Genomic DNA, 12,338 nt, shown 5'->3' on the forward strand with positions numbered 1-12,338 from the left:
CTGATGCGCTATGCTTATCAGGCCTACGCAGATCGAGCAATGTATTGAATTTGCACGATTTTGTAGGCCGGATGAGGCGCTCACGCCGCATCCGGCATAAACATAGCGCACGTTGTCATCCGCCTGGCTCCGATGGCGTCACCATCGGGCTTCTTCTTATTTACTCTCCTGCGGCGACAAATGCTGCATCGCCTGCGCGATACTGCGCTCAATCACCGCACGGCGAGTATCGTTGGCAGGCAAGAGTTTCAACATCATTTCCCACGCAGCAACGGCTTCGCCAAATCGCTGCTGCTCAAAGGCATTAAACGCATACATGCTCAGCACGCGAATATTGCTATGGTCGCTTCTCACCAGTTGACGCAACAACTCGCCGCCCAGGCGGTTATCGTTGGGGTCAGAAGAACGTGTTAACGCCTCCGCGTAACCCAGCGCAGCATCGCTGTTTTTCGGATCGAGGCGATACGCTGTGGCATATGCATCAGTCGCGATACTGGCGTTACCCAGCGCCATGCCAACGCGGCCCAACATAATCCAGCCTTCTATATCTCCCGGATTTTTTTGCAGTTGAGTACGCATCCCCAGCGCAAGACGTGACATCTCTTCTTCATTGAGCGGATCGGCTTTCGGATCCAGCGCCCTGTCCAGCAATGCCGGAGCCTGCGCTGTGGCCTGCTGCCAGACTTTTACCTGCTGATAATTGCCAGTCTGGTAGTAGCTGATACCTGCCACAATTAACGCCACCATAATACCCGGCAGATAAACAACATATCCGGCACGCTTACCTTCTGGCACGCTTTGTTCAGGAAACTCCTCCTGCACCACGCGTACCCGACGCCGCGAGCGGGCGTAAATGACCCAGCCGCCAATACCAATAGCGACAACTGGCAGCACCCACAGTAGCACGGTCAGCGGTGTTAATGGCGGATCGTAAGTGACGAAGTTGCCGTAACGCGCCACCATATAATCAACTATCTCTTTCTTGCTTTTACCTTCCTGCATCAGTTCATACACTTTCTGGCGCAGGTCGGTGGCAATCATCGAGTTGGAATCGGCAATGCTGTTGTTCTGGCATTTCGGACAGCGCAGTTCTTCCGTGAGCTGGCGGAACTGCTGTTCCTGTGCTTCATCCTTAAACTGCAACACGTCGATGGTTGCCAGCGCCGAGCCGGAGATCATCAGCATCAGCACGCCCAATAAAAACCTCATTGTGCGGCCTCCTTACTGTATTTCTCCCACAGCGGCTTGATCTCTTCTTCCCAGACGCGAGGATTGAGATCGCCCGCATGGCGATAGCGAATGATGCCGTTACCATCGATGAGGAACGTTTCTGGCGCGCCATACACGCCGAGATCCAGCCCTAACATGCCGTCGCCATCAAACAGGCTTAGCGCGTAAGGATTCCCCAGCTCTTTCAGCCAGCTGATTGCCTTCTGGCGATCGTCTTTATAGTTCATACCCACCACGCGGATGCCCTGCGCAGAAAGCTGATTCAGATATTGATGTTCCGCACGGCAGGTCGGGCACCAGGTCGCCCAGACGTTGAGCAGCACCGGTTTGCCCTGGGTCAGCACGTCCGCCTGATAAAACTGACCGGGATTATCCAGTGATTCGAGGCGAAACGTCGGCACCGGCTTGCCAATGAGCGCCGATTCCAGATTGGTCGGATCATCCCCTTCGGCATTACGCGCCAACTGCCACAGCAACGCTGCGGCAATCGCCAGGAAGATAATCAAAGGAATTAACAATACTTTGCGCTTCATACAGCCTCCGGCGCAGTTTTTTGCGGGTTCACGCGCTTGCGATAGCGAGGATCAAACAGGCATAACAGCCCGCCCAACGCCATCATCAGCCCGCCCGCCCAGATCCAGCGAACAAACGGTTTGTAGTAAAGACGAACTGCCCACGCGCCGTTTTCCAGCTCTTCGCCGAGCGCCGCGTACAGGTCACGGGTAATACCGCCGTCAATTGCCGCTTCGGTCATCATCGAACCAGCAGTGTTGTAATAACGTTTTTCCGCATACAGCACCGTTTCCGGTTTGCCGTCACGCGTCACGCCGATAGTCGCCACACCGCCGCGCCAGTTTGGGCCAGCAACCTCTTTTACATCACGGAAGGTGAAGCGATATTCATGGATATCGACGCTATCGCCGGACTTCATACGTACATCACGCTCAACGCTGTAGTTCTGGCTGAAGGCAATGCCAACAATTGTCACCGCCAGTCCCAGATGAGCCGCCACCATCCCCCAATAACTGAAGGTGGTTTTCGTGCCGCGTGAAATACGCAGCGCCGCTTCCGCAATCGCCAGCACCGCAATCCAGCAGGCCATTGCCAGACCGAGTACCATCATCGCCACAACTTTGCTTTCGAACAGCCACGGCAACAGCAGCGACAGCACCAGCGTAGAGATGAAGGCGATAATCAATAAGTTGCGGATTTTACGTGGGCGATCGCGCCCCCAGCGCACCAGAGGGCCGACACCTAGCAGTAGCGCAAACGGCACCATCAGCCAGGTAAACATGGTGTTGAAAAACGGTTCGCCAATCGAAATGCTGCCCAGCCCGAGTTGTTTATGCACCAGCGGCAGCAGCGTCCCCAGCAACACCACCAGCATCGCGGCGACCAGCAAAACGTTGTTCGCTAACAACAGAGATTCCCGCGACCACAGCGCATTGTTTACGCGTGAGCGAACTTTGTGTCCACGCGCAGCAAACAGCAGCAGTGAACCACCAATCACCAGCACCATAAAGGCGAGGATAAACATACCGCGCGCAGGATCAGACGCAAACGCATGTACCGATACCAGCACACCGGAACGCACGAGGAAAGTGCCCAGCAGACACAGCGAGAAGGCACTAATTGCCAGCAGTAGTGTCCACGCTTTGAAGCTGGCGCGTTGTTCAGTGACCGCCAGCGAGTGCATCAGCGCAGTGCCCACCAGCCACGGCATAAACGAGGCGTTTTCAACCGGATCCCAGAACCACCAGCCGCCCCAGCCGAGTTCGTAATAGGCCCATGCGGAACCGAGCACAATGCCGAGCGTCAGGAAGATCCACGCCGCCAGCGTCCACGGGCGGGTAAAACGTGCGTAGGTGCTATCCAGACGCCCACTAAGCAAAGAAGCAATGGCAAAAGCAAACGCCACCGAGAAACCGACGTAGCCCATATAGAGCAAAGGCGGATGGAAGATCAGCCCCGGATCCTGCAACAACGGGTTAAGATCGCGCCCTTCAATCGGGAAGTTCGGCAACGTGCGTGAAAACGGGTTAGAGGTAAAGAGAATGAACAGCAAAAAGCCGACGCTAACCATCCCCATTATCGCCAGTACGCGCGCCACAATATCCAGTGGAATACGCTGGCTAAAAATCGCCACCGCAAACGTCCAGCCGCTCATCAGCAGCACCCACAGCAGTAGCGAGCCTTCATGCGCACCCCAGGTCGCCGCCACGCGATACCACACCGGAAGCTGGGTATTGGAGTTGCTGGCAACATAGGTGATGGTAAAGTCGTTGACCACGAAAGCATTGACCAGCACCAGAAATGCGCCAGCCACAGACATAAACAGCAGCCAGGCAAACAAGCGGGAAGACGCCATCATGCGCGCGTCCCCGCGCGCCACGCCCCATAGCGGATACACGGACAGCAGCAGCGCAATCCCCAGCGCCAGGCACAGCAGTCCGTTACCAATTTCCGGCATCATGATGCTGGGTCCTCATAAACACTCGCCGGGCGACGGTGGTTAGCTTCCATCGCTTTCTCAACTTCTGGCGGCGTATAGTTTTCATCGTGTTTCGCCAGCACTTCTTTCGCGAGGATATGATTGCCTTTTTCCAGTTCGCCCTGCACCACAACGCCCTGCCCTTCACGGAACAGATCCGGCAAAATGCCTTCGTAAGAGACATCGACCGAACCTTCAGCGTCGTAAATGGTGAACGTTACTTTCAGCGAATTGGGATCGCGCTGCACGCTACCCGGCATCACCATTCCACCGACGCGCAGACGCTGACCGACTTCCGGCATCTGCTGAGTTTCACGTTTGCCGTAGAGAATCTCCCCCGGCGTATAAAAAAGATCGATATTCGAGCGCAGCGCATACAGCACCAGACCAATCGTCAGCGCCAGCCCCGCCAGCACAGCACAGGCAATCCACAACCGATTTTTACGGCGAATATTCATGCAGCCTCCTGCTGTTGCGCAGCACGTAAACGCGCCTCACGCGCCCGCTGTTGCGCCACGCCACGCAGAATTGCGCGATGCTGCATCACCGAGTGCACGACCAAAACCACCAGCGGAATAACTGTCATCACCACCGCCAGCCAGACAAAAAAGGCGTAACCGCCCATTGCGAAAAATTCATTCCAGGAAGCAAATGCAGGGGTCATTTACGGCCTCTTTTCAGTATCAGTTCACTCACCCACGGACGGCGTTTTTCCATCAGCAAAATCAAATTACACATCCGCATCAGCGTCAGCGTGGCGGACAGCAGCAGGAAGCCAAAAATCGACCAGCGTAGCGGCGAACGCATCGCCGGATCGATACTTTGCTGCATCCGCGTTGATCCCTGATGTAGGGTGTTCCACCACTCCACGGAGTAATGAATAATCGGCAGATTCACCACGCCAATCAGCACCAGAATACCTGCCGCACGGCCTGCCAGACGGCGGTCGTCGAAGGCGTGCCACAGGGCAATCACACCCACATACAGAAACAGCAGCACCAGTTCAGAAGTCAGGCGTGCGTCCCATACCCACCAGGTGCCCCACATCGGTTTCCCCCATGCGGAGCCGGTGACCAGGGCAATAAAGGTAAACACGGCACCAATGGGCGCCATCGCCGCCACCGCCAGGTTGGCCATTTTCATCTGCCAGACAAGGCCGATAAACGCCGCCACCGCCATTGAGGCATAAATGCCCATCGACCAGATCGCCGCAGGTACATGCAGATAGATAATGCGGTAGCTATTTCCCTGCTGATAATCAGCGGGGGCAAAGCCGAATCCCCAGATCCAGCCGACGGTAAGCACAACCACACTGGCGATTGCCAGCCACGGTATAAACCAGCCACAGATTTGGTACAGCCGTGGTGGGATCGCCAGTTGATGCAGTGTTTTCCACATAGTTTCGATACCAGACTTGAACAAAAATCAGTAATCCAGCGTTATTGAATGCTGATTCGTAACGCTGCCGCCGTCGCAAAAGGGCTTAATGTCGCGGTGCCTGCCAGCAACGCACCTAAAATTGCCAGATACCCGTCAACGGGCAAATGCATCGAAGCCGCGTCCATCGCGGCGGTGGCAAAGATGAGTAATGGGATAGTCAGCGGTAACACCAGAATGCTCAATAGCACGCCGCCGCGCTTAAGCCCCACCGTCAGCGCCACGCCCGGTGCGCCGAGAAAGCCAAGCGTAGGGGTTCCCAGCAGCAGCGTCAGCGCCATCACTTGCCAGCCATAAACGTCCATTCCCAGTAGCAATGCCACCAGAGGCGAGAGGATGAGTAACGGCAGACCGGTTACCATCCAGTGCGCCATCACCTTCGCCAGCACAACGGCGGGCAAGGGTAACGGCAACAACATCAATTGTTCAAGACTGCCGTCCTGCAAATCGTCACGGAACAGCCGCTCCAGCGCCAGCAGTGAAGAAAGCAGCGCCGCAACCCAGATAATTCCCGGTGCAATGCGCGCCAGCAGCTGCGGCTCCGGACCAATACTGAGCGGAAAAAGGGTAATAACAATCAGGAAGAACCACAGCGGATTAGCGATTTCGGCGCTATGGCGAAACGCCACGCGCAGCTCAAGACGGAAAATGCGCCAGAACATCATGCGCCCCTCGTTTGCGTCAGCGAAATGCGGCGGATTTTACTTTCAGCAACGTTGAGCGGCTGGTGGGTAGTCAGAATCACGATCCCCCCCTGCTCCGTATGCTGCGCCATACGCTGTGTCAGACGATCGACGCCGTTAACGTCAATCGCGGTAAAAGGTTCGTCGAGGATCCACAACGTGGCACGGGTCAGCCACAGACGCGCCAGCGCCACGCGGCGTTGTTGCCCGGCAGAGAGTTGATTAACGGGAATATCTTCGAATCCGGCAAGCCCGGCCTGCGCCAGGGCTTTCAGACATTGTGCGGTATCGCCATCGCGATGATAAAAGTGCAGATTTTCTAACGCCGTCAGCCGGGTTTTGATCCCCGGCTGATGGCCTATCCATAACAGATTTTGATGGTAGCTGTCGCGTACCTGATGCAAGGGCTGTCCTTGCCAGAGAACCTCACCTGCGTCAGGGCGAGACAACCCCGACAGCAAACGGAGAAGCGTTGTCTTCCCCGCGCCGTTGCTACCGGTGATTTGTACCCACTCTCCTGCGTCCAGCGTAAATGATAAACCACTAAATAAGGTTCGTTCATCCCGCTCGCAAAGTAATTCTCTGGCTTCAAGCATACCCACGCAATAACCCTGTTAAAAACCTGTCTCGACTTCGCGCATATCGGGCAGCTTGTGCGCTATCCCTTTATGACAATCAATACAGGTTTGCCCATCTTTCACCGCCTGGTCGTGCATCTTAGCGGCAACAGATTTCTGGGCGGTTGTATCCATATACTCGAAGTTGTGACAGTTACGGCACTCCTGCGAGTTATTGTCCTTCATGCGCCGCCACTCATTCTGTGCCATCGTCAGGCGATGAGCTTCAAATTTCTGCGGCGTGTCAATAACGCCAAAAATTTTACCATACAGCTCTTTACTTGCTTTGAGCTTGCGTATCATCTTTGGCACAAACTCGTGCGGAACGTGACAATCCGGGCAGGTCGCACGCACGCCGCTACGGTTGTTGTAATGCACGGAATCCATGTATTCCTGATACACCGTGTTACGCATTTCGTGGCAGCTAATGCAGAACTCTTCGGTATTGGCTTTTTCCATCCCGGTGTTAAAGCCGCCCCAGAAGACGATGCCGCCGACAAAACCGATCAACAGCAGCGTCCCCAGCGCCAGACGGCTGGGGGTACGCCACCATTTCCACAGGCGCTTAATCAGACCAGATTTACGGTCAGAATTTCCCATAATAACCTCTTATTTCCCGTAACCTTTTGATGGGGTAAAGGTATTCCCCACGATTGGCGCGGTATCGGCCTGCGGTACGTGACATTGCAGACAGAAATAACGACGCGGAGCCACTTCCGCGCCCACTTTGCCGTCGCTGTCCATAAAGTGAGTAGGACTGATGCGCGGCGCGCCAGTGGTGCGATAGCTTTCGACACCGTGGCACTGCAAGCAGCGGTTGGTATTGGTCGTTACCTGATAACCTTCAACGCTATGCGGGATCATTGGCGGCTGATTCACATAGTTCAGCGGCATCCGATCCTGCTCTTTTGGCATCCGAATGGCCCCTTCCTGCGTCCCGGATACTTCCGGCGACTGGCTAAAATCGACGCCATTAGCCGCCCAAACCGCGCCGCTCACCACCAGGGCCAGCATCGCCGTCCATTGACACAGCGCTTTCTTCAGGTCATGGCTTTTCATGATTTCGCTCCCGAACTCCATCGTGTAGTTATTGTAAATACATCCTCAGAACAGACATCCACGCAGCGACCGCACGTCATGCAATCGCGGCTGGTGACCTGCACCGGGCTTTGTTCATCCAGCACCGGGGCACGTAGCACATGCGGTTCCGGGCAAACATGAAAACAATCCATACAGCGGTTACATTTCTGCCGATCGGTGGCCGCAACGGTAATGACACCTTTGCTACCCAGCACGCCATACAGCGCGCCAACCGGACAAATGTGCCCGCACCAGCCGTGTTCAACGACCAGTAGATCAAATAAAAACAGCGCGAGAATAAGCAGCGCGCCGCTGCCGAATCCCATTACCAGACTGCGCCCCATCAGGGAAACGGGGTTGATCCATTCCCAGATGAGTGTGCCGGTTAAGGCCGATCCCAGCAGAATGACCACCAACAGCACGTAGCGAATGTGGCGAGGGATCGTCGCAGACTGATTGAGGTCAAAGCGCCTGCGTAACCAGTTCGCTAAGTCGGTAATCGGGTTCAGCGGGCAGACCCAGCTGCAAAATAATCGCTTTGCTGCCAGGGCGTAGAGCACGGTGATAATTACCGCACCGGTCAACGCCACCGTGGCAGGCAGATGACCGCTGGCAAGACTTTGCAGCGTCATCAGCGGATCGGTCAGCGGAACGGTGTCGAATAACAGGCTACTGCTGTAGTTGCCGTGCAAGATCCACACACCAAACCACGGACCGCTCAAAAACATCCCCAGCACGAAGAACTGACAAAGGCGACGTAACACCAGCCAACGGTGGCTGCGCCACCAGCCTTTTTTCTCCAGCGCCTCGCGCCCGGCGTCACGTTTACGATTTGCCATTGTTCCCCTCCAGCCAGCCGAAGCGGTAATGGTGACCTAACTCCCCTTTCGCCAGTGACAGCGGTAACACCTTGATTGCCGGTTGTTCCAGCACGCACACTTTTTCGCACTTACCGCAGCCGGTACAGGCGTCGCTGTGAACCGTCGGCAGAAAGCGGGCGTGCTTACCGGTACGCGTGTTGCGCTCCAGCTCCAGGGTGATTGCCTCATCAATTTTCGGGCATTCGCGATAACAAACATCGCAGCGCAGCCCCTGAAAGTTGAGACAGTTTTCCTGGTCCACCAGTACCGCCAGCCCCATCCGCGCGTCGTCGATCGATTCGATCTCACGATCCAGCGCACCGCTCGGGCACACTTTGGCGCACGGAATGTCCTCACACATTTCGCAAGGAATATCCCGTGCGACAAAATATGGCGTGCCCGCCGACAGGCCAGAAGCCAGCGTCGCCAGTTTTAAGGTGTCATAAGGGCAAGCCTGAACACACTGACCGCAACGCACACAGGCACTGGCAAAGGCGTTCTCGTTTATGGCTCCGGGCGGGCGCAACCGCACGCCAGATGCGCGTGCGGTTTGCTGTTGTAACCCCAGCGCCACACCCACGGCAGCCAGCCCGCCAGCTGTGCGAACGACATCGCGCAGAAAGCGGCGGCGACCATTTTGAGGTTTCGCTGACCGGGACATAATGGCTTACACCTTCTCCAGTTTGACCGCGCACTTCTTGAAGTCCGTCTCTTTCGAGAGCGGATCGGTCGCGTCCAGCGTCAGTTTGTTAACCAGCTGTGCGGCGTCGAAGAACGGCATGTACACCAGGCCCTGCGGCGGACGGTTACGACCGCGCGTTTCGACAATCGAGATCACTTCGCCACGGCGAGAAACCACTTTCACTTTGTCGCCACGGCGCAGATCGCGCGCTTTCGCATCCAGCGGGTGAATAAACAGGACCGCTTCCGGGAAGGCGCGATGCAGTTCCGGCACACGGCGAGTCATACTGCCGGTGTGCCAGTGCTCCAGGACGCGTCCGGTAGAGAGCCACAGGTCGTACTCTTCATCCGGTGCTTCCGCCGCCGGTTCGAACGGCAGTGCGAAGATCACCGCTTTGCCATCCGGTTTACCGTAGAACTTATAGCCTTCGCCCGCTTTCACGTACGGGTCGTTACCTTCGCTGTAACGCCACTGTGTTTCTTTACCGTTCACCACCGGCCAGCGCAGACCGCGCGCTTTGTGGTAGTCATCGAACGGTGCCAGATCGTGACCGTGACCGCGACCAAACCATGCGTACTCTTCGAACAGCCCTTTTTGCAGATAGAAGCCCAGCTCGCGGGATTCATCGTTCAGCTGATCTTCCGCCAGTTCGGATACAGGGTATTTGCTCACTTCCGGGGTGGCATACAGAACTTCGTACAGCGTTTTGCCACGCAGTTCCGGTTTCTTCGCCAGCAGCTCTTCCGGCCATACTTCTTCAGTTTTGAAGCGGCGGGAGAACTGGACTAACTGCCAGAGATCCGATTTCGCTTCGCCCGGTGCCTGTACCTGCTGACGCCAGAACTGAGTACGGCGTTCGGCGTTACCGTAAGCGCCCTCTTTTTCTACCCACATTGCGGTCGGCAGGATCAAGTCCGCTGCCAGCGCACTGACTGTCGGATACGGATCGGAGACGATGATGAAATTGCGCGGATCGCGCCAGCCCGGCATACGCTCTTCATTGATGTTCGGCCCGGCCTGCATGTTGTTGGTACACATGGTCCAGTAAACATTCAGCTTGCCGTCTTTCAGTGCACGGTCTTGTGCTACCGCATGCAGACCGATTTTTGCCGGAATGGTGCCGCTCGGGATATTCCACTTCTTCTCGCAGATATCACGATGTTTCTCGTTAGTCACCACCATGTCCGCAGGCAGACGGTGAGCAAAGGTGCCCACTTCACGCGCAGTACCACACGCGGAAGGCTGCCCGGTCAGGGAGAACGGACCGCAACCCGGCTGGGAAATTTTGCCGGTCAGCAGGTGCAGGTTGTAGACCAGGTTGTTGGCCCACACGCCACGAGTATGCTGGTTGAAGCCCATCGTCCAGTAGGAGATGACTTTCTTGTTCGGATCGGCATACAGCTGCGCCAGTTGTTCCAGCTGATCTTTTGGTACGCCAGTCATTTCGGCGGTTTTTTCCAGCGTATACTCGGCAACGAAGGCTTTGTAATCTTCAAAGCTCATCGGTTCGGAGGCGTCAGAACCTGGATTCTTCGCTGCTTTTTCCAGCGGATGGGTCGGACGTAAACCGTAGCCGATGTCCGTCGCCCCTTTGCGCAGGTTAACGTGTTTGCTGAAGAAGTCCTGATTTATCGCATTGTTTTGAATGATATAGTTGGCGATATAGTTCAGGATCACCAGGTCAGATTGCGGCGTAAAGATGATGCCGTTATCTGCCAGCTCGAAGCTACGATGCTGGTAGGTAGAAAGCACCGCCACGGTAACGTTCTGGTTAGAGAGACGACGGTTAGTGATGCGCGACCAGAGGATCGGGTGCATCTCCGCCATGTTTGCGCCCCACAGCACAAACGCGTCAGCCTGCTCGATGTCGTCATAGCAGCCCATCGGCTCATCCATACCAAAGGTACGCATAAAGCCAACTACCGCCGACGCCATACAGTGACGCGCGTTCGGGTCGATGTTGTTCGAACGGAAGCCCGCTTTGAACAGCTTGGACGCGGCATAACCTTCCCAAATAGTCCACTGACCAGAACCGAACATACCGATCGATTCCGGCCCTTTTTCTTTCAGGGCGGTTTTGAATTTCTCTTCCATCACATCGAAGGCCTGATCCCAGGTGATTGGGGTAAATTCGCCTTCTTTGTCATATTTACCGTTTTTCATACGCAGCAGCGGCTGCGTCAAACGGTCTTTACCGTACATGATCTTGGGCAGGAAATAGCCCTTAATGCAGTTCAGACCACGGTTAACCGGTGCGTCCGGGTCGCCCTGACAGGCCACCACACGCCCCTGCTGCGTTCCGACCAGAACGCCGCAACCAGTACCGCAGAAACGGCACGGCGCTTTATCCCATTTAATGGCTTCCTGCTGACCAACAACGGCGCGGGCAACGCCCGGCACGCTGAGACCGGCAGCCGCCGCAGCGGCCGCAACGGCGTTAGCTTTCATAAAGCTACGACGACTGAGTTTCATGGTGTTTCCTCACCTTGCTCTTCCTGCTGGTGATAAACCAGCGACACAGCCAGCACGCCCTCTACGTTGCGTACTGACTCAATGGTTTGGATCAGCGTTTCGCTGTCTTCTGCTTCCACCACCACAATCAACTGACCGCTCGGCGCGTCGCTGACAGCAACTTCACAGCCGGGAAAGGCGTTCAGTTGGGTGCTGATGTCTGAAATTCGTTCGCTTTTGGCCTGCACGACCAGGCTGCAAACTTGCCAGTTAGTGTGCATGGAGATACTCCGCAGTTATGGCTGATACCGGACAGCTGGCTGCACATGCTCCACATCCGTTGCAAAGTTGGCTATTAAGTTGCGGCTGGTAGATCCCGGAGAGCGTCGGGCGAAAGATAATTGCCATTGGCTCACAGCTATCCTGACAGCGGCGGCATTCAACTGACTGATACGCCAGGCACGCGTCCCCAATGGTGAACTGCAAATCCCAGGCCCTGGTGTGGCGCGGAGAAAATAGCGATTCGGGGCAAGCCTGCGCGCAGGCGTAACAGAAGCTGCACTCGTTATTTTTGAAGTTAACGCTCGGATAGCCGCCCGCGCCGCGTTGCAGAATGTTGTTTTCACAAGCATTAATACAGGCGTCGCAGCGGGTGCAATGGGTCAGAAAATGAGATTCATCACCGGACCAGGGCGGACGGATACCGTTACTGGCTTTGCGCCAGCGACCAGTGAGTATGCCCCGACGGGATGCATCAATCTTCACATTGACCTTCCATCATTAACGCGCTCTGAAAATTGAGAGCGA

At 55.9% G+C, this 12,338-nt stretch carries 15 protein-coding genes; all 15 read right to left on the reverse strand.

Annotated features, from left to right (window positions below):
• Positions 1-156 precede the first annotated feature (156 nt).
• From ccmH to napF, 15 genes are read right to left on the reverse strand one after another with little or no spacing between them, the layout of a single operon-like run.
• Positions 157-1,209: a cytochrome c-type biogenesis thiol:disulfide oxidoreductase CcmH gene (ccmH, locus tag WC5_RS01930; RefSeq protein WP_001211594.1), complete on the reverse strand. Its 1,053-nt coding sequence runs from the start codon at positions 1,207-1,209 to the stop codon at positions 157-159.
• Positions 1,206-1,763 carry a thiol:disulfide interchange protein DsbE gene (gene dsbE / locus WC5_RS01925; protein WP_000824453.1) on the reverse strand — a complete coding sequence of 186 codons (558 nt, stop codon included), beginning with the start codon at positions 1,761-1,763 and terminating at the stop codon, positions 1,206-1,208. Before dsbE ends, ccmH begins: the two co-directional genes overlap by 4 nt.
• Positions 1,760-3,703: a cytochrome c-type biogenesis heme lyase CcmF gene (gene ccmF / locus WC5_RS01920; protein ID WP_000982416.1), complete on the reverse strand. Its 1,944-nt coding sequence runs from the start codon at positions 3,701-3,703 to the stop codon at positions 1,760-1,762. Before ccmF ends, dsbE begins: the two co-directional genes overlap by 4 nt.
• Positions 3,700-4,179 carry a cytochrome c maturation protein CcmE gene (gene ccmE / locus WC5_RS01915; protein ID WP_001026417.1) on the reverse strand — a complete coding sequence of 160 codons (480 nt, stop codon included), beginning with the start codon at positions 4,177-4,179 and terminating at the stop codon, positions 3,700-3,702. Before ccmE ends, ccmF begins: the two co-directional genes overlap by 4 nt.
• Positions 4,176-4,385: a heme exporter protein CcmD gene (gene ccmD / locus WC5_RS01910; protein ID WP_000186540.1), complete on the reverse strand. Its 210-nt coding sequence runs from the start codon at positions 4,383-4,385 to the stop codon at positions 4,176-4,178. Before ccmD ends, ccmE begins: the two co-directional genes overlap by 4 nt.
• Positions 4,382-5,119, reverse strand: a complete 738-nt coding sequence (gene ccmC / locus WC5_RS01905) for a heme exporter protein CcmC (RefSeq protein ID WP_010349395.1) — start codon at positions 5,117-5,119, stop codon at positions 4,382-4,384. The genes ccmD and ccmC overlap by 4 nt, the downstream gene beginning before the upstream one ends.
• A 41-nt stretch (positions 5,120-5,160) precedes the next feature.
• A complete protein-coding gene (ccmB, locus tag WC5_RS01900; protein WP_000971724.1) occupies positions 5,161-5,823 on the reverse strand; it encodes a heme exporter protein CcmB in 663 nt (220 codons plus the stop codon).
• Entirely contained in the window at positions 5,820-6,443 is a 624-nt protein-coding gene (gene ccmA / locus WC5_RS01895) for a cytochrome c biogenesis heme-transporting ATPase CcmA (RefSeq protein ID WP_000525563.1), read from the reverse strand. Before ccmA ends, ccmB begins: the two co-directional genes overlap by 4 nt.
• A gap of 12 nt (positions 6,444-6,455) precedes the next feature.
• Positions 6,456-7,058 carry a cytochrome c-type protein NapC gene (gene napC, locus WC5_RS01890; RefSeq protein ID WP_000528384.1) on the reverse strand — a complete coding sequence of 201 codons (603 nt, stop codon included), beginning with the start codon at positions 7,056-7,058 and terminating at the stop codon, positions 6,456-6,458.
• A 9-nt stretch (positions 7,059-7,067) separates the two neighbouring features.
• Positions 7,068-7,517 (reverse strand): nitrate reductase cytochrome c-type subunit, encoded by a 450-nt coding sequence (gene napB / locus WC5_RS01885; protein WP_000835174.1) that lies wholly within the window; start codon positions 7,515-7,517, stop codon positions 7,068-7,070.
• Positions 7,514-8,377, reverse strand: coding sequence for a quinol dehydrogenase ferredoxin subunit NapH (gene napH / locus WC5_RS01880; protein ID WP_000013495.1), 864 nt, complete (start codon positions 8,375-8,377; stop codon positions 7,514-7,516). Before napH ends, napB begins: the two co-directional genes overlap by 4 nt.
• Positions 8,364-9,059 (reverse strand): ferredoxin-type protein NapG, encoded by a 696-nt coding sequence (gene napG, locus WC5_RS01875; protein WP_000091291.1) that lies wholly within the window; start codon positions 9,057-9,059, stop codon positions 8,364-8,366. The genes napH and napG overlap by 14 nt, the downstream gene beginning before the upstream one ends.
• Before the next feature lie 6 nt (positions 9,060-9,065).
• Positions 9,066-11,552, reverse strand: a complete 2,487-nt coding sequence (gene napA, locus WC5_RS01870; protein ID WP_000778069.1) for a nitrate reductase catalytic subunit NapA — start codon at positions 11,550-11,552, stop codon at positions 9,066-9,068.
• Positions 11,549-11,812, reverse strand: a complete 264-nt coding sequence (napD, locus tag WC5_RS01865) for a chaperone NapD (protein ID WP_000557378.1) — start codon at positions 11,810-11,812, stop codon at positions 11,549-11,551. The genes napA and napD overlap by 4 nt, the downstream gene beginning before the upstream one ends.
• Positions 11,802-12,296 carry a ferredoxin-type protein NapF gene (napF, locus tag WC5_RS01860; RefSeq protein WP_000686723.1) on the reverse strand — a complete coding sequence of 165 codons (495 nt, stop codon included), beginning with the start codon at positions 12,294-12,296 and terminating at the stop codon, positions 11,802-11,804. The genes napD and napF overlap by 11 nt, the downstream gene beginning before the upstream one ends.
• Positions 12,297-12,338: the final 42 nt, after the last annotated feature.

It is taken from the genome of Escherichia sp. KTE114 (genome assembly GCF_000407765.1).
Taxonomy (GTDB): Bacteria; Pseudomonadota; Gammaproteobacteria; order Enterobacterales; family Enterobacteriaceae; genus Escherichia; species Escherichia ruysiae.

Coding starts and splice junctions, on each gene's coding strand:
- napC (WP_000528384.1), bottom strand. CDS start 7,058: ATGGGAAATTCTGACCGTAAATCTGGTCTGATTAAGCGCCTGTGGAAA.
- ccmH (WP_001211594.1), bottom strand. CDS start 1,209: ATGAGGTTTTTATTGGGCGTGCTGATGCTGATGATCTCCGGCTCGGCG.
- ccmC (WP_010349395.1), bottom strand. CDS start 5,119: ATGTGGAAAACACTGCATCAACTGGCGATCCCACCACGGCTGTACCAA.
- napG (WP_000091291.1), bottom strand. CDS start 9,059: ATGTCCCGGTCAGCGAAACCTCAAAATGGTCGCCGCCGCTTTCTGCGC.
- ccmD (WP_000186540.1), bottom strand. CDS start 4,385: ATGACCCCTGCATTTGCTTCCTGGAATGAATTTTTCGCAATGGGCGGT.
- napH (WP_000013495.1), bottom strand. CDS start 8,377: ATGGCAAATCGTAAACGTGACGCCGGGCGCGAGGCGCTGGAGAAAAAA.
- ccmE (WP_001026417.1), bottom strand. CDS start 4,179: ATGAATATTCGCCGTAAAAATCGGTTGTGGATTGCCTGTGCTGTGCTG.
- napD (WP_000557378.1), bottom strand. CDS start 11,812: ATGCACACTAACTGGCAAGTTTGCAGCCTGGTCGTGCAGGCCAAAAGC.
- napB (WP_000835174.1), bottom strand. CDS start 7,517: ATGAAAAGCCATGACCTGAAGAAAGCGCTGTGTCAATGGACGGCGATG.
- dsbE (WP_000824453.1), bottom strand. CDS start 1,763: ATGAAGCGCAAAGTATTGTTAATTCCTTTGATTATCTTCCTGGCGATT.
- ccmF (WP_000982416.1), bottom strand. CDS start 3,703: ATGATGCCGGAAATTGGTAACGGACTGCTGTGCCTGGCGCTGGGGATT.
- ccmB (WP_000971724.1), bottom strand. CDS start 5,823: ATGATGTTCTGGCGCATTTTCCGTCTTGAGCTGCGCGTGGCGTTTCGC.
- napA (WP_000778069.1), bottom strand. CDS start 11,552: ATGAAACTCAGTCGTCGTAGCTTTATGAAAGCTAACGCCGTTGCGGCC.